Genomic DNA, 22,243 nt, shown 5'->3' with positions numbered 1-22,243 from the left:
CTCCTCTTCCTCTATATTGCCCCGATCGGGCGGGGTCGGAAGAAGATACGGAGCGCGCTGGCAAACAGTTTCAGCGTCGATCGCTTTTCGCGAGCAGAAATTCCTCAGGGCAAATGGATAGTACCGGAAGCGACGACATCGCCCGTCGGTTTGCCGGTCGGCGAACCGCCAAAGGGCTCGACGCTGACGGCGATGATTGCGCCCTCCGTCAATTTAGCGTGAAGTTCCGACGGGAGGATGATTTCACCATCGCCGCCCTGCGGCAGAACGCCCAGCGCCTCGGCCGGATCGCTGCCGCGAATCAGCCAAAGCTCAAGCGACTTTTCTTCCGGTTTGCCGGCAGCGACCGGCGTCACCTTCAAGCGCCCATTGGCAGCGTCATAATTGGCGAGGAGCGTGATCGGGCTGTTCTGGCCGGAGAGGGATGCGGTCAATTGCTTGCCCGATGTCCCGCGCGGGACGCCCTCATTCGTGATCGCAAAGACGAGAACGCCGGCCGCCAAGAACAGCGAACCGAAGGCCACCGAACGCCAGATCAAAAGGGAATTCCAGAGCTGGGCACCGAATGCCACGTCACCGAAAATCCGCTTCTCGATCTTCGGATAGACCGAAGAAGAGGGCGTCACCGTTTCATATTCCTCGTTGAATTCCGAGAGGTTCTGCTCCCAGCGGCTGACGATGGCGGCAAACTGGCGGTCGCTGCGCATCCGGCGCTCGACCTTCTGCCGGTCCTCCAGGGAGAGCACGCCAAGCACATATTCTCCGGCCAGGACTTCATCGCGGGAGCGGCCTCCCTTGCTTTGATCGGGCGTACTCATCTGTCCATGCACTCTCTCAGTCTGATCAGGCTTCGACGCAGCCAGGTGCGCATCGTGTTCAATGGTACAGCGTGTTGGTCGGCGAGCTCCTGGTAGCTCAAGCCCTCGACATAGGCGCTGCGAACTGCCCGCGCGCGATCAGCTTCCAACTCTTCCATGCACCTGTCAATCCGCCTTCCCTCCCCCTTCACGATTGCTTGCTCTTCGGGGCCGGGTTCCAGGTCGGCGAGATCGTAGGCGCTATCTATTTCATCGGCTATCGGCTTGCGGGCACGAACGAAATCGATGGCTCGATTGCGCGCGATTGCCGTCAGCCAGGGCATCGCAGGCCCTTCCGCAACAGCAAATTGTTCGGCTCGCTGCCAGACCTTGATATAGACCTCCTGCAAAACCTCTTCCGCATCCGTTTTGTTGCCGACGATACGCAGGCAAACACCGAGAAGTTTCGGGCTGGTACGCTTGTAAAGCGCAGCAAAGGCTTTCTGATCACGCATGGCGACGCGGCCGATCAGCGCTTCCGTCTCCTCGCTCGCCGTCATCCAACACCCCACCCAGACGCCTGGCTCAACATTAAGACAAAAGTACGCCCAGGCAAGCTCACCGACGCGATCAATTTTGACAGCGCTATTGTGACACAGCATCAACTTATGCCGACATCATTATTCCCTCTGTCAAAAACTTGAGATAAAAGGCCCGCGAACAATTCCGAAGGGTGCACCATGTCCGAAGCCCAAAGCGAACTCCAAGCCAACCTGCTCGCACAGGCGCTGCCCTATATGCAGCGTTACGAAAACAAGACCATCGTCGTGAAATATGGTGGTCATGCCATGGGCAACGTCGAACTTGGCAAGGCCTTTGCGGCCGATATCGCTCTCCTGAAGCAGTCCGGCGTCAACCCGATCGTCGTCCATGGCGGTGGCCCGCAGATCGGCGCCATGCTGACGAAGATGGGCATCGAATCGAAGTTCGAAGGCGGGTTGCGCGTCACTGACCAGAAGACGGTCGAGATCGTCGAAATGGTGCTCGCCGGCTCGATCAACAAGGAAATCGTCGCGCTGATCAACCAGACCGGCGAATGGGCGATCGGCCTTTGCGGCAAGGACGGCAACATGGTCTTCGCCGAAAAGGCGCGCAAGACCATCAAGGACCCAGATTCCAACATCGAGCGCGTGCTCGATCTCGGTTTCGTGGGCGAAGTGGTCGAAGTCGACCGCACGCTGCTCGATCTGCTTGCCAAGTCCGAGATGATCCCGGTCATCGCCCCGGTTGCCCCCGGCCGCGACGGCGCGACCTACAACATCAACGCCGATACCTTTGCCGGCGCGATCGCCGGAGCGCTGAGCGCCACGCGCCTGCTTTTCCTCACGGATGTTCCGGGCGTCCTCGACAAGCAGGGCCAGCTCATCAAGGAATTGTCCGTCGCCCAGGCGCATGCCCTGATCGCCGACGGCACGATTTCCGGCGGCATGATCCCAAAGGTCGAGACCTGCATCGACGCCATCAAGGCCGGTGTTCAGGGCGTGGTTATCCTCAACGGCAAGACAGCCCATTCCGTGCTGCTCGAAATCTTCACCGAGCACGGCGCGGGCACGCTGATCGTTCCGTAAGGCAGCTTGGCCTGCAATGTCTCAAAGACGCTCCGCACATGCGATTGCGAAGCGTCGACAGGCGCGTCAGGACGGCCGATAGATCGCTTCGGCCTCGCTTTTCAGCATTCCCATGACCGAACGGTAAGGGGCCGGTCCATAGCTGATGCGGCTGACACCCAGCCTTGCCATGGTTTCATTGTCCGGCGTCGTCGGGCGCACCATGATGTTAACAGGCAGGGGCGAGCGTTCGCAGAGGGCGCCGATCAACTCCGGTTCCACCAGGCCCGGCGCGAAGAAACCGCTGGCACCAGCCTCGGCAAAAGCATCGGCGCGCTGATAGGCTTCATCCAGCAGGAGCTGATGATGTGCCGTATCGCTTTCCTGCAGGAAAAGATCGGTGCGGGCGTTGATGAACAAGGGCATTTCCCGGCGATCGGCCATTTCGCGGATGGCGCGGATGCGGGCCGCCTGCACCTCGATAGGATGAACGCCGTGGCCGCCGATCACCTGGTCTTCGAAATTGATGCCGATGGCGCCGTGGTCCATGATCTTTTCGACATTGGCGGCGACTTCATCGGGTTCGACTGCATAACCGCCCTCGAAATCGACCGACAGAGGCAACGGGCTCGTCACGGAAATTAGCCTGGCGGTTACCGCCAGCAGCGATAGCGGAATTGCCTGGCCATCCCCGAAACCATTGGCGGCGGCGACCGACCAACTCCCCGTTGCCAGCGCTTTGGCGCCGGCTTCGGTGACAGCCTTGGCAGAGCCAGCATCCCAGATATTGAAAAGGATCAGCGGCTCGCCCTTCTTGTGCAGCCGCGCGAATTCCTGCGCCTTTTCCACCTGACTCATCGCATCCCCTCCGAAAAGCCCTGACGGGTGATTTCCGCTCCTCGACCCGAAGAGCTTAAGCCCTCCCTCACACGGCAGATAGAGTAAAACCCGGGAAATCAATAGTAAAATCATAGCCGGCATTGAATCATCCGGCAATCTCGCCATCGTGACCTGCATGCTGCAGCATGAATATTTTCCTTCCCCTTTCAGGAAAGGGCATGCGATAAGGCCCTATGAACCAGACAAAAACTTTATCCGAACCATCCGATTTCTCTGATATCCGCGATTGGGTGTTCGATCTCGACAATACGCTCTATCCGCATCATGTCGATCTCTTCGCGCAGATCGACAAAAACATGACGGCCTATGTTTCGGCGCTGCTGCAGATGGAGCGCGAAGACGCTCGCAAGCTGCAGAAGCAATATTATCTCGATCACGGCACGACCCTGCAGGGATTGATGATCCACCACGGCATCGACCCTAACGACTTCCTGGAGAAGGCGCACGCAATCGACTATTCGGCGCTGGCGCCGCAGCCGGAGCTCGCCGCCGCCATCAAGGCATTGCCGGGCCGCAAGTTCATCTTCACCAACGGCAGCGTCAAACACGCCCAGGCGACGGCCGGCGCACTCGGCATCCTCGATGGCTTCGACGATATTTTCGATATCGTCGCGGCCGACTACGTGCCGAAACCCGCCGGCAGCACCTATGACAAGTTCATGAGCCTTCATCGCGTCGATACGACGAGAGCGGCCATGTTCGAGGACCTGCCGCGTAATCTTACTGTACCGAAGGCGCTCGGCATGAAGACGGTGCTTCTCGTGCCGCAAAATCTTGAGACGACGGTCGTCGAATGGTGGGAACGGACCACCGGTGAAGACGACCACATCGACTACGTGACCGACGACCTCACTACCTTCCTGAAGGCGCTGGTTTAACTCTCCATCAGGACCTGGTTACGAAAGTTTCATGCGCCTTACAGAGGTTTAATTGGTCGTTTTCGACCGCCAACCCTATCGTTTGACCATTCCTCGACACGAAAGGAAAAGCGATGAACGGGAAAAAACTTCTTCTGGCCGGACTTTCCGCAACCCTGCTTCTCGGCGGTGCCGCACAGGTGGCGCTCGCCGCTTCGCATGGTGGCGACCGTGGGGGCAGGCACCATCATCACGAAGGCCGGTGGCACAGACCGCATTTTTCACCTGAAGTCCTTTACGTGCGCATGCTGAAGGAATTCGGCAATCCCGGCGATACGAAGCTCACCAAGGATGAAGTGAAGGCCGGCGTCGACAAGATCTTCGACAAGGTCGACGTCGATCATGACGGTGAGATCACTCCCGGCGAATATCGCGCCTATCGCCAGGAGCAGATGAAGCAGTGGCAGGCCGAACACGCAAAGGCCGATGGCGATCAGGCTCCAAACGGCCAGGCGCAAAGCAATCAGGCCCAGGATAATCAGGCCCAGGATAATCAGGCTCCGGCCGACCAGGCTAAAAACGACAATGACACGGGCGGCGAAGGCCATCGCCATCACAGACCGCATGGCCGCTTCATGCATGAGGCGATGATCTTCCGCTTTGCCGATACCGATCAAAGCGGCCAGATCAGTAAGAAGGAGGCCGAAGACGCCATGAACAAAGTCTTCGACCGGCTGGACCGCAACCACGATGGTGTCGTCAACCTCGACGACATGCCGGGCCGCCCGCTGCTCTAAGCCCATCGCCCCGGCGATAGTCCGATGAATGAAAGCCCGCCCTCACCTAAGCGACGGCGGGCTTTCCATTTTTCAGTGACCGTTGTCGTGGTTACCGTTGTCGTGCTCGTAGAAATCGGCGACGATCTTCCAGGCTTCGTCGGCGGTATCGACAAAGCTGATAAGGTTCACATCGTCGGGCGCGATGGTGCCGAACTCCGCCAGCGCCTCGAAATTGATGATGTTGCGCCAGAATTTTTCGCCGAAGAGAATAAGCGGCAGGCGCTCCATGCGGCCGGTCTGGATGAGCGTCAGGCATTCGAACAGCTCGTCCATCGTGCCGAAGCCACCGGGGAACACAGCGATCGCCTTGGCGCGCACCATGAAGTGCATCTTGCGGATTGCGAAATAATGGAAGTTGAAGCTGAGTTCCGGCGTCACATAGGCGTTTGGCGCCTGCTCATGCGGCAGGACGATATTGAGGCCGATAGAGGGAGCCCCCTCTTCGGCCGCACCGCGATTGCCCGCTTCCATCACGCCAGGGCCACCGCCGGTGACGACGACATATTCATGGAAGCCGAAGCCGGCGGAATAGCGCGAGCAAAGCCGGGCGAACTTGCGTGCCTCTTCGTAATAAACCGATGCCGCCTCGAGATTGGCGCGCTGCACGTCGTTGCGGGCAGCCCAGGCATTGGTGCCGGGGGCGGGAATGCGCGCGCCACCGAACATGACGACGGTCGATTTGATGCCGCGCTCGGTAAGCGACATTTCGGTCTTCAGCAGTTCCAACTGCAGGCGGATCGGCCGTAGTTCCTCGCGGCACAGGAAATCTTCGTCCGCATAGGCAAGGCGGTAGGACGGCGACATCGACTGCGGCGTGCGCGGCACCGACTCGGCTCGCTGCTTGTCCGCCGAGCTCGTCTTCAACGGGTCCCAAACCCCGTCCTTGCGCCTCAGCCTGCCGTTCTTCCCCTTGCTCATCTACTGATGCCTTTCAAATCGATCATGACGGGCCGTTTCCGTCCGCGAACGGAAATAGCCAAGCTCTTGCATATGCCCCTACAACGCCTTGAATCCAAGCTCAATCGGCGCGGAAAAGACATTCCATTTTCGGCATCCATGCTATAGGACCAATCGACCGCATCCGGACCTTTCTCCGGAAATCACGATAGGCCCCGACGTTGTAAGGAATTCCCATGAGCGCTACCGACCTCGCCTCCCTCGAAAAGTCCATCGAGGCTGCCTTCGACAATCGCGACAATGTGAACACGTCGACGCGCGGCGAAGTCCGCGATGCCGTCGAAACGGCGCTCAATCTCCTCGATAGCGGCAAGGTCCGTGTGGCCGAGCGTGGGGCCGATGGGAGCTGGACTGTCAACCAGTGGCTTAAGAAAGCGGTTCTGCTCTCCTTTCGCCTGAACGACATGAAGATCGTCGAAGGCGGCTCCGGCGGCGCCACCTGGTGGGACAAGGTTCCCTCGAAGTTTGAAGGCTGGGGTGAAAACCGCTTCCGCGAAGCGGGTTTCCGCGCCGTACCGAACGCCGTCGTGCGTCATTCCGCCTATATCGCCCCCAATGCCATCCTGATGCCGTCCTTCGTCAATCTCGGCGCCTATGTCGGTGAAGGCACCATGGTCGACACCTGGGCGACGGTCGGCTCCTGCGCCCAGATCGGCAAGCATGTGCATCTTTCCGGTGGCGTCGGCATCGGCGGCGTGCTGGAGCCGATGCAGGCCGGCCCGACCATTATCGAAGACAATTGCTTCATCGGCGCCCGCTCCGAAGTCGTCGAAGGCTGCATCATCCGCGAAGGCTCCGTGCTCGGCATGGGCGTGTTCATCGGCAAATCCACCAAGATCGTCGATCGCGCCACCGGCGAGATCACCTATGGCGAAGTTCCGCCCTACTCGGTCGTCGTCGCCGGCGCGCTGCCGAGCGGCAACACCATGGCGAACGGCCAGCCAGCTCCGAGCCTCTATTGCGCCGTCATCGTCAAGCGCGTCGATGAGAAGACCCGCTCGAAGACCGGCATCAACGAGCTGCTGCGCGACTGATTTTGAAATTTTCGGAAGCGCGGTTGCCATATCGCGCTTCCCTCATGCTTGCCGGGTGAGCATGCCTGTGCGATTGCTGGAATCGCGGCAAAGATTTTCGAGTCGCCACTGATCCTTTGCCATCGCTTTGCCATTTCCCGCCGGATAAATTGCCTCCGATGACTGTTACCAATCCCATCACGAACCTGCAGACTCTGATCCGCTGCGCCTCCGTCACCCCGGCCGAAGGCGGCGCGCTGACCGCGCTTGCCGATATGCTGCAGCCACTCGGCTTCAAGATCGAGCGCATGACGGCGAGCGAGCCGGGAACGCCCGATATCGAAAATCTCTATGCGCGGCTCGGCACGGACGGACCGCATCTGATGTTTGCCGGCCATACGGATGTCGTGCCGGTCGGCGATGCCGCTTCCTGGAGCCATCCGCCTTTTGCTGCCGAAATCGCCAATGGCGAGCTTTTCGGCCGTGGCGCCGTCGACATGAAGGGCGGCATCGCCTGCTTCGTGGCAGCGGTTGCGCGTCACATCGAGAAGCATGGCAAACCCGCCGGCTCGATCTCCTTCCTGATCACCGGCGACGAAGAAGGACCCGCGATCAACGGCACGGTGAAGCTGCTGCAATGGGCGGCCGAGCGCGGCGAGACATGGGATGCCTCGCTCGTCGGCGAACCGACCAACCCTGACCGACTCGGCGACATGATCAAGATCGGTCGCCGCGGCTCGATCTCCGGTACCATCACGGTCCACGGGATTCAAGGCCACGCCGCCTATCCGCACCTTGCCGACAATCCCGTGCGCAGCATCATCAAGCTAACGGAAGCGCTGCTCGATCCACCCTTCGATGCCGGCACGGACAATTTCCAGCCGTCGAACCTCGAAGTGACGACGATCGACGTCGGCAATACCGCAACCAATGTCATTCCCGCCAAGGCGACTGCTGCCTTCAACATCCGATTCAACGACACCTGGACCGCCGATACGCTGAAGGCGGAAATCCTGGCACGCCTGGATGCGGCCGCCGCCGATGAGACGCTGCGGCCCGGGCGTCCGCCGGCGAAATACGAGATCGTCTGGTCGGAGCGCCCGAGCCAGGTCTTCCTGACGCGCAACAATGCGCTCATCGCCTCGCTCTCGTCCGCCATCGAAAACATCACCGGTCAAAGGCCGGCGCTGTCGACCACCGGCGGCACGTCCGATGCCCGCTTCATCAAGGACTACTGCCCCGTCGTGGAATTCGGGCTTGTCGGCCAGACCATGCATATGGTCGACGAACGCGTGGCGCTCTCAGATCTCGAAACGCTGACCGAGATCTACCGGGCCTTCATCCAACGCTGGTTCGAGAATGCCGAGCTTTAAGGAAGTCCAATACTACCTGTCCGGCCTGTGGCTGCTGATCCGGATGGACGCACGCGGATTCCAATATCTGGACATTTCGGATCGCGGCATGCTGCGCTCCTTCTGGGCGATTTTCTGGAGCCTTCCATCGATTGGCATTTCCTGGCTGTGGTGGCAGCAGGCCTATCTGCGTGCCATGCCGCCCGAAACAGCGACCGGCCTGGCCTTTTTCCTGAGGCTGGCGCTGGTCGAGGCGGCGAATTGGCTGATTCCGCTGGTTCTTGCCGGCGTATTGCTGCTGTTTTTCCGTTTTGGCGAGAAGTTCACGCCGATCGTTGTGGTGGTGAACTGGCTTGGCGTGCCGACATCCTATCTTAATGCACTGCTCATCGCTCTGATCGCCTTCGTTCCAGGTTCCAGTGGATTGGCGGCGCTGCTATGGCTCGTCCTGATGATCGCGATCATATTTTCGCTGGCCCGGATGCTTCGAATGATCTGCGGCACGCATCCGCTCTTCATCGGCGCGCTGACACTCGTGCTGCTGATCCCTACCATTCTGCTGACGGATTTTCTGCAACGCTTCCTCGGCGTCTATCCGCCGATCTGACGCCAACGTCTAACGAATGACGACTTCGCCGTCTTCCTTGATGAAGGGGCCGATATCGGGGTTCGGCAGAATATCGAGCACGAGTTCGGAGGGGCGGCAGAGGCGTACGCCTTTCTCGGTCACGACGATCGTGCGGTTGATCAGGATCGGGTGTTCGATCATCCGGTCAAGCAGTTGATCCTCAGTGAGATCAGGGTTGCTAAAGCCGAGTTCGTCATAGGGCGTCCCTTTCTGCCTGAGAATATCGCGAACGGTCAGGCCGATGGCTGCAAGGAGCGCCACCAGTTGTTCGCGGCTCGGCGGGGTCTTCAGATACTCGATGACAACGGGTTCCTCACCCGATTGGCGGATCATCGCCGGCGTATTGCGCGATGTGCCGCAAGCCGGATTATGATAGATCGTCACCGTCATCGATAGTCTCTCCTTCGCTGCCGGCCGAACCGGCACCGTCACGATAATCCACTTGCATGAAATAGAGCCCATCCGGCGGGGCGACAGGGCCGCAGGCCTTGCGATCTTTTGCTTCGAGCGCAGCACGCACATCGTCCGGCGACCATTTACCCTCGCCCGCGAGCTTCAATGTGCCGGCGAAGGAGCGGATCTGATTGTGCAGGAAGCTTTGCGCCGTGGCGCGGATCTCGATCAGCTCGCCGCTGCGCGTCACATCCAGCCGATCGAGCGTGCGCACCGGGCTGTTTGCCTGGCAATGCGCCGAGCGGAAGGTGGTGAAATCGTGCCGGCCCACAAGGGTCTGGGCCGCAGCATGCATGGCCTCGTGGTCCATATCCTTCGGCACCCACCAGGCGCGTCCAGCTTCCAGCGCAAGCGGCGCACGGCGCGCGATGATACGATAGAGATAGTGGCGGCGGATGGCTGAAAAGCGCGCATCGAAGCTTTGGTCGACCTCGACGATATCGAGAATGGCGATACGGTTACCGGCAAGCTTCAGGTGGGCGTTCAGGGCATTGCGCAGGGTATAGACCTTCCATTCCTTGGAAAGGTCGGCATGCATAACCTGCCCCATAGCATGGACGCCGGAATCGGTGCGCCCAGCGCCCCGGATCGAAACCGTTTCGCCGGTCAAGGACAGAATTGCGCCTTCGATCGCACCCTGCACAGAGGGACCGTTTTCCTGGCGCTGCCAGCCGACATAGGGGATGCCGTCATATTCGACGATCATCTTGTAACGCGGCATCAGGCTTGCTCCGAGGCGAGCACGGTGCCCGGCGAGATCGGCGTGCCACGCAGGAAATCAGCAGCAGCCAAGGGCTTGCCGCCGGCCTTCTGCAGCTTCGTCAATTTGACGGCGCCAGAAGCGCAGGCGATGACGAGATCATCCGTCAGGACCTGACCGGAGGCTCCGTTGCCCTCTGTCAATTCCGAACCCAAAACCTTGATGCGTTCGGGGCGGCCGGCAATGTCGGCCTCGAACCAGGCGCCGGGAAAAGGCGACAGGCCGCGAATGTGATTATGGACATCGGCTGCCGGCCTGCCGAAATCGATGCGCGTTTCGCCTTTGCCGATCTTTGCGGCATAAAGAACGCCTTCGGATGGCTGCACGGTCAATGGCAGCTCATCGTGCTCCAGCTTGTTCATGACCTCGGCCATGGCCTTTGCACCCACGAGCATCAGCTTGTCATGCAGTTCACCCGCGGTCATGGTGTCGCCGATCTCAACTTCGCGTGCCAGCGCGACCGGACCGGTATCGAGCCCCTTGTCCATCTTCATCACCATCATGCCGGTTTTTTTGTCGCCGGCCATGATCGCTCGCTGGATCGGTGCAGCGCCGCGCCAGCGCGGCAGCAGTGAGGCGTGACCGTTGTAGCAGCCGAGGCGCGTACCGGTCAGGATCGCTTCCGGTAGCAGCAGGCCATAAGCGACGACGACGGCGACATCGGCATTCAGATCGCGAAAACGCTGACGCTCGTCCGGATCCTTGAAGTTGATGGGCGTGAAAACCGGCAGGCCCAGCAATTCGGCCGCCTGATGCACCGGCGATTTCTGCAGGTCGAGCCCTCGCCGGCCGCCGGGACGTGGCGGCTGCGTATAAACGGCACGAATCTTGTGACCGGCATCGATCAGGGACCGCAATGTCGGCACGGAGAATTCGGGCGTTCCCATAAAGATGATGTTGAGCGACATGCGATCCATCCGGCTAAGATATCAGGTTTCGAATGACCCACCGGCGGAGACACGTGCCATCGGGTCCAACACTAGCCGCCTTCAAACGGGTTTACGAGCTTGAGATCAAGCCCCTCGAAGTCTTTTGTATTACGCGTCGCCAATGTCGCGCCATTCGCAAGGCAGATAGCGGCGATCATGGCGTCTTGTATGGAAATCTGATGTCCCGAACGTGCGCGAATGCGTCCTGTTTCAATAGCGGACTTTTGATCGAACCGAAGTATCCTACCTTGGAACGACGCAAGCAATGCATTGAAAATTTGCGCATAACGATCCGATCCGGTGCGGAGTAAGAAGCGCTCCGCACCGTAGGACTGCTCCATCACGACAACATCGCAAAGATAGAATTCCGTGCTGGATCGAGCCTTCATCCAAACACCAACATTTTGATCGGGTGCAGGTTTTTGCAATTCCGAAATGACATTTGTGTCGAGCAGGATCATTCAAAATCTTCCACCGGGCGGCCGAAGTCCTTCTTTCTCTCTGCTTCGATCTCATCCATGATACGGGCATATTCCGTTGCCGCCGCGTCATCGCCATCGTAGAGAATTGGCCGAAGAAAGTCCCAGGCAGACAATCGAGGGCTCTCCGTCGCGGCTTTCTCCGCGATCAGCGCCTTTTGCAAAAGCTCTTTTGCTTCTTCTGAGAGGCTGCGCCCCGCCTGCTTTGCCCGTTCTGCAATATCCTGCTTCATCGGTTCGGAAATATCGCGAATCAAAAGATCGCTCACTTGCGCCTCCATTTGATATCAATGATATCATAGGCATCGCAACTCGATCTTTCAATAGCCGGGGATCACAGAGCCTTGGACTTCGCGGCCTTGGTGAACTTCTTGATCACCATCTCGCGCTTCAAGCGCGAGATATAGTCGATGAAGAGCACGCCGTTCAGGTGGTCGATCTCATGCTGCACGCAGGTCGCCAGCAGACCATCCGCCTCGGTGAGCTGCTCCTTGCCGTTGCGGTCCAGATGCTTGACGGTGACGCGCGCCGGGCGCTCCACCTCGGCGTAATAATCCGGAATGGAGAGGCAGCCTTCCTCATAGACCGAACGATCGTCCGAAGACGCGACGATTTCCGGATTGATGAAAACCAGCGGCTTCTTCTCTTCGCCTTCGCGCGCGACATCGATGACGAGCATGCGGCGGGGGACGCCGATCTGGATCGCTGCAAGGCCAATGCCCGGCGCGTCATACATGGTTTCCAGCATGTCGTCGGCGAGGCGCTGAATTTCGGTATCGATCTGCTCGACGGGCTTGGAAGCCTGGCGGAGCAGCGGATCGGGCAAAATGATGAGTGGCTTGATCGTCATGACGTTTCCCATAACGCATCTTGTTGTGCGATGGAATCGCCAAGATGGCGGTGAGGCGGTGTTTTTTCAACGGCCGCCATTTCGATCTGCGTAACTGGTCTGGAAGTTATGTTCACGTTTTGATCTAGATATTCATATCATTTTTGCTATGGTGTCGATGAGAACTTCACCAGTGCGCCAGGTTTCATGTCTTTCATCATCTTCGGCCAAGCCATTTCCACGGTCCAGCTTCTGACCGGCCTCGTTATCCTGCTTGCGATGGCAGTCATCGTCCTTTTCGTCCGCGGCAGGGCACGGGCCGAGGACGATGAGCTCGATACCGAGCATACGATGGCGGCGCTGCTGCGGTCACAGGCGGAGATGCAGGGGCGGCTTGCCACCATGGCAGAAGTCTTCGGCTCCAGGCAGGCCGAGCTCAATCAGGCCATCGGCCAGCGTCTCGACGGCATGTCACAGCGAGTGACGGCGACGATCGGAGAGCAGACGCGCTCGACGCATGAAAACCTGCGCCGCCTGCAGGAAAGGCTTGCCGTCATCGATGCCGCCCAGACCAATATCCAGACGCTCGCCAAGGATGTGGTCGGCTTGCAGGCCATTCTCTCCAATAAGCAGACGCGCGGAGCCTTCGGACAGGCGCGCATGGAAACCATTATCGCCGACGGGCTGCCCATGGGTGCCTATGCATTTCAGACAACGCTTTCCAACGGCTCGCGGCCGGACTGCACCGTGCGCATGCCGAATGGATCGCCGCCGCTCGTTATCGATGCCAAGTTTCCACTGGAAGCCTGGAACGCCATTCGCAGCGCCACCAGCCCCGAACATGGCAAGATCGCCGCACAGCAGTTCCGGAGGGATCTGGAACTGCATATCCGCGATATCTCGGAAAAATATCTGCTTCCCGGCGAGACGCAGGACACGGCCTTTCTCTTCGTGCCGTCCGAGTCGATCTTTGCCGAGATCCACGAGAATTTCGAGGCAATCGTGCAGAAAGCCCAGCGCGCGCGCATCGTCATCGTTTCGCCCTCGCTGCTGATGCTGTCGATCCAGGTCATCCAAGCTGTCCTAAAGGACCAGCGCATGCGCGAGCAGGCTCATGTCATCCAGAGCGAAGTGGCTCATCTGATGGACGACCTGTCACGCCTCGACGAGCGGGTGCGCAAGCTGCAAGGGCATTTCGCTATGGCGCAGAAGGATGTCGACATGATCGTCACTTCTGCCGACAAGCTCGCGAGGCGCGGCGAGCGGATAGAGGCGCTGGAATTCGAGGCCGTGAAAGAGCCCGCCAAGGCGCGCGCGGAAGAACGGCCCAAGCCTGCCGACAACCGCACAAGCCAACTCAAGCTTAGGGTAGTTGACGAAGACTGATCGCTTCGGCAGTGTCGCGCCCAATCGATGCATGATCCGAAAAGACAAAGGCAGCCTTTGGGCAGGATCATGCAGGCGCAACACCCAGGGCAGGACATTGCATGATCACTATTTTCGGCTCCATCAACATGGACCTCATCGCCACCACGGATCGTTTGCCGAAGCCGGGCGAAACGGTTGCCGGCAACGGCTTTTCCACAGCCGCCGGCGGCAAGGGTGCCAACCAGGCACTGGCTGCACGCCGTGCCGGTGCGACGGTCCGCCTCAGTGGGGCGGTCGGCAATGATGCCTTCGCGGAGCCTGCGCTTGCCTTGCTCAATGCGGCGGAAACCGATCTTTCTACCGTCCGGCGTGTGTCCGAACCGACCGGTACGGCTCTCATCCTCGTGGGCGGCGACGGTGAGAACATGATCGCCGTTGTGCCGGGCGCCAATGGTACGAATACCGCCGAACACGCGGCCTCCGCCGTCGCTGCTCTGAATGCCGGCGATACGCTGATGCTTCAGCTCGAAATACCCGTCGCCGCCGTCGAAACCGCGCTCAACGCTGCGAAAGCAAAGGGTGTGCGCACCGTGCTCAATCTCGCCCCCCTTATCCCGGAGGCAGCCCGCCTTGGCCGGCTTGCCGATATCGTCATCGCCAACGAGACGGAATTCGAGAGACTGGCCGGGCAGGATAACATGTCGGCATCCGAGCGCGAGGCTGCCCTTGTCCGCCTTCATGGCGAAACCGGCCAGACGCTGATCGTCACGCTTGGCGGCGACGGCGTCATCGCCATTCGCGACGGCGAGCTCGCACGCGCCAAGGGCCTCGTGATCGAGCCGGTCGACACGGTCGGTGCAGGCGATACCTTCTGCGGCTATTTTGCCGCGAGCCTCGATCAGGGTCTGGATTTTGAAACCAGTCTGCGCCGCGCCGCCGTCGCCGGTTCGCTCGCCTGCCTGAAGCCGGGCGCACAGCCATCTATCCCGGTTGCGAGCGAAGTCGCCGAAGAACTTTAACGGTAAATTTCTTGACCCTTGCGAAGCGCAATTAATTAAATTTTTGCGCTTCGCTATCATTCTCCTCTGGCCTGGCGTGTATAGCCTTCCGGCCGCGGCAGGAATTTTCATGGCGGCTCCATGACAGGGCCATCCTGCGCCGACCCTGCATTCGGATAATGTGTATCCGACGCATCGCTTTTTCGAGGAAATGATGTTCATCTTTCGCATGAAGTCGCTTGCGGCCAAGCTCATCTTGGTCACCGGGCTGGCGATCGCACTCGTTCTGCTGGTTTCCAATTTTCTGCTGATTTCCCAGACCCGCGATCGCGTCGAGACGCTGACGATGGATCAGGCAAATACCGAGGCCAAATCCATTTCCAACGAGATCGCCGCCAATGTCGGCGAACTGGCTAGCGCCGCCCGCTCCATGGCTGGTATCCTCGCACGCGGTCACGAAGGCCATACCTTCGATCGCAAGGGCATCATCAATATCCTCAAGGCGAATGTCGAACAGAATGCCTTTGCCTTCGGCAGCTGGTTCTGCGAACAGCTCGGCACCTTCGACGGCAAGACGACGGAGCTCGCCAACAACAAGGACGAGGGCGTCAACGACAAGGGCGCCTTCACGCCCTATTGGTCGAAGACGAAGGATGGCGGCATCCAGTTCTCGACTTTCGATAATGATTACAGTGCTGCCTGGTGGAAGCTTGCTGCCGACAGCGGCAAAGGCGCGATCACCCCGCCTTATCTCGCGCAGGGCACCGACGTTCCGACGACCATGAGTTCGATCGCTTACCCGGTCTTGTCGGGCGGAAAGCTGATCGGCGTTGCGGGCGTCGACATCTCCCTCAATTCGCTTTCCGCGAAACTGCAGAAAATGCAGCCGTTCGGCAACGGTCGCGTCCTCCTCGTTTCCCAGGACAACAAGTGGCTGGTTGCGCCAAGCGCCGGCCTGCTGATGAAAGACTATAACGGCTCCGGTGCCGATGTGATCAAGGCGGCGCTGACAACCTCTTCCCCAAGCGTCCTTAAGAACCTCTCCGAAAATGGCAGCGAAGCGTTCGACCGCGTCGTCTATCCCTTCGCCGTTCCCGGGCTCAACGCCACCTGGGTTGTTCTCATCGACGTACCGCATAGCGCCATTGCAGCTCCGGTACGCGATCAGACCTATATGATGATCGTTGCCGGAATCCTCGTGCTGGCCGCCGTCATGCTCGCCCTCTACGTGGCCGTACGCGGTTTCGTGCAGAAGCCGCTCGCGGGTCTCGTTGCTAGCGTCAATCGCCTCAGCACCGGCAATTATGCCGAACCGGTCGTCGGCCAAGCGGGTGCAGATGAAGTTGGCTCGGTCGCCAAGGCTCTGGAAGGTTTCCGCTTTGCGCTTGCCGACACGAAGCGCCTCGAAGGTGAAGCCAACGATCAGCGCCTGGCTGCCGAAGGTGAGCGCCGTCGCTCTGAGAGCGAACGCAACGAGAGCGTCGCCCTGCAGCGCCATATCGTCAGCATTCTCGGCCAAAGCCTCGCTGAGCTCTCAAAGGGCAATCTCACTCAGCGGATCACGGACGACTTCCCCGGCGAATATGCCCAGCTCAAGCAGGACTTCAATGCCGCGCTGGCAAGTCTCGAAGAGACGGTTCATACCGTCAATGTCAGCGTCGGCAATATCGGCAGCGGCACCGGCGAAATCAGCAACAGCGCCTCGGACCTCGCCCGCCGCACCGAACAACAGGCGGCAAGCCTGGAAGAGACTGCCGCCGCCCTCAACGAGCTAACCGCGCAGGTCAATTCCAGCGCCGAGAACGCCCGTACGGCAGCCAGCAGCGTCAATGCCGCATCAGAGGATGCCGAGCATTCCGGCGAGATCGTGCAAAAGGCCATCGCCTCCATGCACGGCATCGAGCAATCGTCGCAGGAGGTGTCGCGCATTATCGGCGTCATCGACGAAATCGCCTTCCAGACCAACCTTCTCGCGCTTAATGCCGGCGTCGAAGCGGCCCGTGCCGGCGAGGCAGGCAAGGGCTTCGCCGTTGTCGCGCAGGAAGTGCGTGAACTGGCCCAACGCTCGGCCAATGCCGCCAAGGAGATCAAGACTTTGATCAATGCCTCTGCCGGACAGGTCAAGGAAGGCGTCGATCTGGTCGGCCGCACGGGCGATGCCCTGCACAAAATCGCCCAGCAGGTCATGGAGATCAACGGCCTGATCCGCCAGATCTCCGCCTCCGCCAGCGAGCAGGCCATCGGCCTGAAGGAAATCAACTCGGCCATGAACCAGATGGATCAGGTAACCCAGCAGAATGCCGCGATGGTCGAGGAAACCACGGCCTCAAGCGTCGCGCTTGCCGAAGAAGCCCAGTCGCTCAGAGCGCTCGTTGCGCGCTTCCGCACTGCACGCGCCGTTCAGGATAATGCCAGCGCGTTGCGGGCAACCGCTCAACAGATGCGGGCTCCGGTCGCTCCTCGCCGGGCACCAGCACCTGCGGCCGCACCGGCACGCAAAGCAGTTCCGCAGACCCAGGGCGCCAACGCACTCGCCCAGGACGACTGGGAAGAATTCTGAGCCCACCTTAGACGGATAAAATACGAAGGCCGCCGGATCGCTCCGGCGGCCTTTTGCGTGAATCTTGATCAGATGCGGGCAAACCGTTCCGTCAGCAGCGCGAAGAAGCCATCGGCATCGACATCGCGCATGACCTTGGCATTCCGCTTGCGATCGGTGACATGCCACCAGTCGACCACGGTCATGCCGACGGTCAGTTCCGATGTCACTTCTATTTCCACGTTGCATTCGCGGCCCTTGAAGAGCTCGGGCTTCAGAAGGTAGGCGATGACGGTCGGGTCATGCAGCGGACCGCCGTCCGAACCATATTTCTCAATATCAAAACGCTCGAAGAACTGCAGCATTTCGACCATGGCCTTGGCCGGCGGCGTGCCGACGGCGGCGATGCGCTCGACACGATCGCTGCGTGTCAGCAGCTTATGCGTGACGTCGAGCGGCATCATGACGATGGGAACGCCGGAACGGAACACCACGTCTGCCGCTTCGGGATCGACATAGATGTTGAACTCCGCCGCCGGCGTGATGTTGCCGCCCTCGAAGAAGCCGCCGCCCATCATCACGAGCTCGCGCACGCGGCCGACGATGTCGGGTGCCTTCTGGAAAGCCATTGCGATATTGGTCAGCGGGCCGAGCGTGCAGAGGGTCACGGTGCCCTCCGGCTCCTTGCGCAGCGTGTCGATGATGAAATCGACGGCGTGGCCGGGCTGCAGTTCCATCGTCGGCTCGGAGAGTTCGGGACCGTCGAGTCCAGTCTTGCCATGCACATGTTCGGCAGTGACCAACTTGCGCTTGAGCGGCGCATCGGCGCCTGCAAACACCTTGACGTCGCGGCGATTGCAGAGCTCGCAGACGATGCGGGCGTTGCGGCTGGTCAGCCGCAGCGGCACGTTGCCGGCAACCGTCGTGATGCCGAGCACCTCGATCTCCTCGCGGCTGCCGAAGGCGAGAAAGATCGCCGCAGCGTCGTCCTGACCGGGGTCGGTATCGATGATGATTTTTCTAGGTTCGGTCATGTCTTCAACTTTCCTCCGGTGCAGATCGAGAGGCTTTGTCGCGGGTCCGGTCCGGCTTTGTCAAGCGCTCGCTCGTCATGTCACGAAACGATTTTCACCGTGGATTTCGATCTCGCAAATGCGAAGACCTCATGGCTTGCACTCGAAGGCGCGTACTCCCATATTAGGGACAGCCGGGTGCTGAATATCAGGTCCGGAACGGTCGCTTGACACCCAAGGACTTTGAGACGATGAGCCGGACGACTCCCTTTGCCAGCCCGCTGCTTCTGGGCTTTGATACTATGGAAAAGACGCTTGAGCGGATTTCCAAGGTCAGCGACGGTTACCCTCCCTACAATATCGAACGCATGCGTGCGGACCGCCTGTCGGGCGAGCCGGAACGTCTCCGCATCACGCTGGCGGTCGCCGGCTTTTCCGAGGACGAGCTTGACGTCACCACGGAAGAGAACCAGCTGCTGATCCGCGGACGCCAGACGGAACAAGACGAGCGCGACTATCTCTATCGGGGCATCGCAGCCCGACAGTTCCAGCGCGTATTCGTTCTTGCCGACGGCATGCAGGTGCTCGGCGCCACATTGAAGAACGGTCTGCTCTCCGTCGATCTCATCCGGCCGGAACCTGCCCGCGTGGTAAAGAAAATTAACATTTCGGTCTCACAGTAGAACAACGGCCTAGAGCCGGTTGATTTCAGGCCGAATCAAGCTGAAGTCCGAATCGGCTCTAGAATCAAAGAACTAGAGCACGACGTCATCCGAAAGCCGCTCGCACTTTTGGTCATCATGCTCTGGAGCCGTTGGTCCCTCATACTGGAGGTACGAGCATGTTGTTGAAAGAAGCCACCGCCCGCCTGACCCCATCCGAGCTTGCCAATATCGGCACCGGTGAGGTCGCCTACATCAGAAAAATGGATTGGTCCGAAGTATCCCGCTGCTTCCCGGAAGCGCCGGATATTGATCCGGATGTCGATCTCTGGGCGCTTTTCGGCGCCGACGGCACCCCGATCCTTTTGACGGACAATCGCTCCAGCACCTTCTATCGTGCTGCCGAAGACGAATTGAAGACGGTCAGCCTGCACTGACCATGAGCGTCGTCTGACGGTGAGCGTCACCGTCCGCAAGGACCGCATCGAACCGGCCCCACGCGGCGACGCGCGCGCATGATCCAGACCGCCCAAGCGGCGGTCGTCAAACGGGATAGCACGAATATCTCAATCTGAAATCCTCGCCCGTCATTGGGGCAATCAGACTTTCTTGAAGGTCAGATAGGCCGATGAGCGCCCTTCGCGGCGGGCCTTTGCCTCGTAGCGCGTGCTCGGCCAGCCCTCATAGGGCGTCAGCCAGTCGGTGGCATTCTGCGCGGTCCACTCGAAGCCGCCATGCGCCTGGCAATGCTGCAGCGTCCAATTGACGTAGGTGTCGATATCGGAGGCGAAGCAGAAGCGCGCGCCGGGCTTCAGGACGCGGTGGAAGCGGGCAAGGTTGACCTGCGAAACGAAACGACGCTTCCAGTGCTTCTTCTTCGGCCAAGGATCGGGATAGAGCAGGTCGATCTGGTCCAGGCAGGCGTCGGGCAGCCAATCCAGCACCTGCGTCGCGTCATCATTATAGACACGGATATTGCGCGCGCCACCGTCGTCGACGCTAGCAAGCAGCTTCTGCATCGAATTGACGAAAGGTTCTACGCCGATGAAGCCGGTCTGCGGCTGCTCCAGCGCCCGGTGAATCAGATGTTCTCCACCGCCGAAACCGATCTCAAGGCGCAGACGCTCGGTCGGCACCGGGAAGAGATCGTTCAGCGGCTGCGGCGCCGGGGCGGAAAGATCGAGGATGAACTGCGGCAGCAATGCTTCCAGCTTTTCGGCCTGCTGGCCGCGCAAGGCTTTACCCTTGCGGCGGCCGAAGAATGCTTCCGTCGCCCGCGACCGGCGCTCAGTATCGGTCATGCGGCTTCCCGGAGCTTTACGGCTTCCTTGAGGGCCTTCACCAGGTCCGTACGCTCCCAGGAGAAGGAACCGTCACGGCCGGCCTTGCGGCCGAAGTGACCATAAGCCGAAGTCTTGGCATAGATCGGCTTGTTGAGATCGAGGTGGCGGCGAATGCCCGTTGGCGAGAGGTCCATGTTCTTGCGGATGGCCGCTTCGACTTGATCTTCGGTAACACCCTTGCCCGTGCCGTGCAGGTCGACATAGATCGACAGCGGTTGGGCAACGCCGATGGCGTATGAGAGCTGGATCGTGCAGCGATCGGAAAGACCGGCGGCAACGACGTTCTTGGCCAGATAGCGGGCGGCATAGGCAGCGGAACGGTCAACCTTGGTCGTGTCCTTGCCCGAGAAGGCACCGCCGCCATGCGGGGCTGCACCGCCATAGGTGTCGACGATGATCTTGCGGCCGGTGAGGCCGGCATCGCCGTCCGGGCCGCCGATGACGAACTTGCCCGTGGGATTGATGTACCACTTGCAATCGGAGGCAATCTTCAGGTCGCCGAGCGCCTCGCGGATATAGGGTTCGACGACGGCACGTACCTTCTTCGAATCCCAGCTGTCGTCGAGATGCTGGGTAGACAGCACGATCGAGGTCACTTCGGAGGGCTTGCCGTCGACATAGCGAACCGTCACCTGGCTCTTGGCGTCCGGGCCGAGCTTGGCAACTTCACCATCGCCCTTCTTGCGGGCGGCGGCGAGCAGCTGCAGGATCTTGTGGGAATAGTAGATCGGCGCCGGCATGAGGTCGGGCGTTTCCTTGCAGGCGTAACCGAACATGATGCCCTGGTCGCCCGCACCTTCGTCACCCTGCTGGTCGGCGGCATTGTCGACGCCCTGGGCGATATCGGCGGACTGCGAGTGCAGCAGCACGTCGATGCGGGCCTTCTTCCAATGGAACCCGTCCTGCTCGTAGCCGATATCCTTGATGGCGCGGCGAGCGGCAGCCTTGAACTTCGAAGGGTTGATGACGTCGTTGCCGTCCTTGTCCTTCTTCATCAGGCTCGGCGGAAGGCGAACCTCACCGGCGATGACGACCCGGTTGGTGGTGGCAAGGGTTTCACATGCGATGCGCACGCTCCAAGGGTTCACGCCGGTCTTTGTAGCCTCGCGGTAAACCAGATCGACGATTTCATCGGAAATGCGGTCACAAACTTTATCCGGGTGACCTTCGGCAACAGACTCACTCGTAAACAGATAATTCGCGCGCATACGGGATTCCCCTCAAAGAACAAATCTCTGCTTTTGATATTCGTCTCCGGCTCGAAAAACAAGTCGCACAAGGACATAAATATATCTTTATATCCCAGCCAAAGTGATAAAATTTTGCCTTAAATAGGGAAAAGGCGGCCAAAACGGCCGCCTCCCGACTTTCTCGATCTTCGCTTGCTTTCGAAATACCACTTACTCGGCGTCGGCCTCGGCCGCGAGCGCCTTGACCAGCTCGACAACCTTGCGGCGGACCTTGCCATCGGAAATCTTCACGAAGGCGCGGTTAAGCTGCAACCCTTCGGACGAGGACAGAAAGTCGACGACGTAATTGGAGCTGGATGCTTCGGCCATGCCACCCGCTGCGGCCGAATGTTCGCCCGGCGCATCCTCGAAAAAGAAGGACACCGGGACATTGAGGATACTGGAGATGTTCTGGAGGCGGCTGGCGCCAACGCGATTGGTGCCTTTTTCGTATTTCTGGATCTGCTGAAACGTAATTCCGAGGCTTTCGCCGAGCTTCTCCTGGCTCATGCCAAGCATCGTGCGGCGGAGGCGTATGCGGCTACCGACATGAATGTCGATGGGGTTCGGCTTCTTTTTATTCTCAATCATCATTTTACCCTAACATAGGTTGAATTCAGGACCTGCCACCCGGTACCCTTCTCCACCCCTATAACGCCACGTTGCAGCCGACGCCCCCAAGGCCTCCAGT

Annotated in this window: 25 protein-coding genes; 11 read left to right on the top strand and 14 right to left on the bottom strand. The window is 59.9% G+C overall.

The window, feature by feature from the left end; genetic code table 11:
• Positions 1–104: 104 nt before the first annotated feature.
• Positions 105–818 carry an anti-sigma factor gene (locus ACYJRZ_RS07430; protein ID WP_459457583.1) on the bottom strand — a complete coding sequence of 238 codons (714 nt, stop codon included), beginning with the start codon at positions 816–818 and terminating at the stop codon, positions 105–107.
• Positions 815–1,357 (bottom strand): sigma-70 family RNA polymerase sigma factor, encoded by a 543-nt coding sequence (locus tag ACYJRZ_RS07425; RefSeq protein ID WP_459457581.1) that lies wholly within the window; start codon positions 1,355–1,357, stop codon positions 815–817. The genes ACYJRZ_RS07430 and ACYJRZ_RS07425 overlap by 4 nt, the downstream gene beginning before the upstream one ends.
• Positions 1,358–1,537: 180 nt before the next feature.
• Here ACYJRZ_RS07425 and argB point away from each other — a divergent pair, with 180 nt between their 5' ends.
• On the top strand, positions 1,538–2,425 hold the full coding sequence (gene argB / locus ACYJRZ_RS07420) for an acetylglutamate kinase (RefSeq protein WP_095433831.1): 888 nt from the start codon (positions 1,538–1,540) through the stop codon (positions 2,423–2,425).
• Positions 2,426–2,491: 66 nt separating this feature from the next.
• Here argB and ACYJRZ_RS07415 read toward each other — a convergent pair whose 3' ends face one another.
• A complete protein-coding gene (locus tag ACYJRZ_RS07415; protein WP_459457579.1) occupies positions 2,492–3,262 on the bottom strand; it encodes an isocitrate lyase/PEP mutase family protein in 771 nt (256 codons plus the stop codon).
• Positions 3,263–3,477: 215 nt separating this feature from the next.
• Between ACYJRZ_RS07415 and ACYJRZ_RS07410 the strand changes: the two genes are divergently transcribed.
• On the top strand, positions 3,478–4,182 hold the full coding sequence (locus ACYJRZ_RS07410) for a pyrimidine 5'-nucleotidase (RefSeq protein WP_459457577.1): 705 nt from the start codon (positions 3,478–3,480) through the stop codon (positions 4,180–4,182).
• A gap of 113 nt (positions 4,183–4,295) precedes the next feature.
• A complete protein-coding gene (locus ACYJRZ_RS07405; protein WP_459457575.1) occupies positions 4,296–4,958 on the top strand; it encodes an EF-hand domain-containing protein in 663 nt (220 codons plus the stop codon).
• A 72-nt stretch (positions 4,959–5,030) separates the two neighbouring features.
• Here ACYJRZ_RS07405 and ACYJRZ_RS07400 read toward each other — a convergent pair whose 3' ends face one another.
• Positions 5,031–5,918, bottom strand: coding sequence for an LOG family protein (locus tag ACYJRZ_RS07400; protein WP_459457574.1), 888 nt, complete (start codon positions 5,916–5,918; stop codon positions 5,031–5,033).
• A 215-nt stretch (positions 5,919–6,133) separates the two neighbouring features.
• On the opposite strand from ACYJRZ_RS07400, the gene dapD reads away from it, so the two are divergent.
• The 3 genes from dapD (at position 6,134) to ACYJRZ_RS07385 (ending at position 8,929) form a co-directional block, all read left to right on the top strand.
• Positions 6,134–6,991 (top strand): 2,3,4,5-tetrahydropyridine-2,6-dicarboxylate N-succinyltransferase, encoded by an 858-nt coding sequence (gene dapD, locus ACYJRZ_RS07395; protein ID WP_459457572.1) that lies wholly within the window; start codon positions 6,134–6,136, stop codon positions 6,989–6,991.
• A 158-nt stretch (positions 6,992–7,149) separates the two neighbouring features.
• Positions 7,150–8,343, top strand: a complete 1,194-nt coding sequence (gene dapE / locus ACYJRZ_RS07390; protein WP_459457570.1) for a succinyl-diaminopimelate desuccinylase — start codon at positions 7,150–7,152, stop codon at positions 8,341–8,343.
• On the top strand, positions 8,330–8,929 hold the full coding sequence (locus tag ACYJRZ_RS07385) for a hypothetical protein (RefSeq protein ID WP_459457568.1): 600 nt from the start codon (positions 8,330–8,332) through the stop codon (positions 8,927–8,929). Before dapE ends, ACYJRZ_RS07385 begins: the two co-directional genes overlap by 14 nt.
• A gap of 9 nt (positions 8,930–8,938) precedes the next feature.
• Here the strand turns inward: ACYJRZ_RS07385 and arsC are convergent, their stop codons facing one another.
• The 6 genes from arsC to def all read right to left on the bottom strand — a co-directional run bounded on the left by arsC (position 8,939) and on the right by def (position 12,421).
• Positions 8,939–9,340: an arsenate reductase (glutaredoxin) gene (gene arsC, locus ACYJRZ_RS07380; protein ID WP_459457566.1), complete on the bottom strand. Its 402-nt coding sequence runs from the start codon at positions 9,338–9,340 to the stop codon at positions 8,939–8,941.
• Positions 9,318–10,124: a tRNA pseudouridine(38-40) synthase TruA gene (gene truA / locus ACYJRZ_RS07375; RefSeq protein ID WP_459457564.1), complete on the bottom strand. Its 807-nt coding sequence runs from the start codon at positions 10,122–10,124 to the stop codon at positions 9,318–9,320. Before truA ends, arsC begins: the two co-directional genes overlap by 23 nt.
• Positions 10,124–11,071 carry a methionyl-tRNA formyltransferase gene (gene fmt, locus ACYJRZ_RS07370; protein ID WP_459457562.1) on the bottom strand — a complete coding sequence of 316 codons (948 nt, stop codon included), beginning with the start codon at positions 11,069–11,071 and terminating at the stop codon, positions 10,124–10,126. The genes truA and fmt overlap by 1 nt, the downstream gene beginning before the upstream one ends.
• A 71-nt stretch (positions 11,072–11,142) precedes the next feature.
• Complete coding sequence (locus tag ACYJRZ_RS07365; protein ID WP_459457560.1) at positions 11,143–11,553, bottom strand: PIN domain-containing protein; 411 nt, start codon at positions 11,551–11,553, stop codon at positions 11,143–11,145.
• Positions 11,550–11,852, bottom strand: a complete 303-nt coding sequence (locus ACYJRZ_RS07360) for a FitA-like ribbon-helix-helix domain-containing protein (RefSeq protein ID WP_374429984.1) — start codon at positions 11,850–11,852, stop codon at positions 11,550–11,552. The genes ACYJRZ_RS07365 and ACYJRZ_RS07360 overlap by 4 nt, the downstream gene beginning before the upstream one ends.
• 53 nt (positions 11,853–11,905) lie before the next feature.
• Complete coding sequence (def, locus tag ACYJRZ_RS07355) at positions 11,906–12,421, bottom strand: peptide deformylase (RefSeq protein WP_459457558.1); 516 nt, start codon at positions 12,419–12,421, stop codon at positions 11,906–11,908.
• Between the two features lie 186 nt (positions 12,422–12,607).
• Between def and ACYJRZ_RS07350 the strand changes: the two genes are divergently transcribed.
• From ACYJRZ_RS07350 to ACYJRZ_RS07340, 3 genes are all read left to right on the top strand, one after another.
• Positions 12,608–13,786 (top strand): DNA recombination protein RmuC, encoded by a 1,179-nt coding sequence (locus ACYJRZ_RS07350; protein ID WP_459457556.1) that lies wholly within the window; start codon positions 12,608–12,610, stop codon positions 13,784–13,786.
• Positions 13,787–13,887: 101 nt separating this feature from the next.
• Positions 13,888–14,787, top strand: a complete 900-nt coding sequence (locus ACYJRZ_RS07345) for a ribokinase (protein WP_459457554.1) — start codon at positions 13,888–13,890, stop codon at positions 14,785–14,787.
• 193 nt (positions 14,788–14,980) lie between these two features.
• On the top strand, positions 14,981–17,326 hold the full coding sequence (locus tag ACYJRZ_RS07340) for a methyl-accepting chemotaxis protein (RefSeq protein WP_459458679.1): 2,346 nt from the start codon (positions 14,981–14,983) through the stop codon (positions 17,324–17,326).
• Positions 17,327–17,394: 68 nt separating this feature from the next.
• Here ACYJRZ_RS07340 and ACYJRZ_RS07335 read toward each other — a convergent pair whose 3' ends face one another.
• The gene (locus tag ACYJRZ_RS07335) at positions 17,395–18,339 is read right to left on the bottom strand and encodes a nucleoside hydrolase (RefSeq protein WP_459457552.1); all 945 of its coding nucleotides are present in this window, start codon (positions 18,337–18,339) and stop codon (positions 17,395–17,397) included.
• Positions 18,340–18,569: 230 nt separating this feature from the next.
• On the opposite strand from ACYJRZ_RS07335, the gene ACYJRZ_RS07330 reads away from it, so the two are divergent.
• Positions 18,570–19,001, top strand: coding sequence for an Hsp20 family protein (locus tag ACYJRZ_RS07330; protein WP_459457551.1), 432 nt, complete (start codon positions 18,570–18,572; stop codon positions 18,999–19,001).
• Between the two features lie 158 nt (positions 19,002–19,159).
• Positions 19,160–19,417, top strand: a complete 258-nt coding sequence (locus tag ACYJRZ_RS07325) for a BQ00720 family protein (RefSeq protein WP_015338639.1) — start codon at positions 19,160–19,162, stop codon at positions 19,415–19,417.
• A gap of 162 nt (positions 19,418–19,579) precedes the next feature.
• Here the strand turns inward: ACYJRZ_RS07325 and trmB are convergent, their stop codons facing one another.
• The 3 genes from trmB to ACYJRZ_RS07310 all read right to left on the bottom strand — a co-directional run bounded on the left by trmB (position 19,580) and on the right by ACYJRZ_RS07310 (position 22,143).
• A complete protein-coding gene (gene trmB / locus ACYJRZ_RS07320; RefSeq protein ID WP_459457548.1) occupies positions 19,580–20,281 on the bottom strand; it encodes a tRNA (guanine(46)-N(7))-methyltransferase TrmB in 702 nt (233 codons plus the stop codon).
• Positions 20,278–21,531, bottom strand: a complete 1,254-nt coding sequence (gene metK, locus ACYJRZ_RS07315) for a methionine adenosyltransferase (protein WP_459457546.1) — start codon at positions 21,529–21,531, stop codon at positions 20,278–20,280. Before metK ends, trmB begins: the two co-directional genes overlap by 4 nt.
• A 192-nt stretch (positions 21,532–21,723) precedes the next feature.
• Positions 21,724–22,143, bottom strand: coding sequence for a helix-turn-helix domain-containing protein (locus ACYJRZ_RS07310; RefSeq protein ID WP_047628819.1), 420 nt, complete (start codon positions 22,141–22,143; stop codon positions 21,724–21,726).
• Between the last annotated feature and the right edge of the window lie 100 nt (positions 22,144–22,243).

This window comes from Rhizobium sp. No.120, from assembly GCF_054558365.1.
Note: the sequence above shows the minus strand (reverse complement) of the source record. Positions and strands in the feature narration are given on the sequence as shown.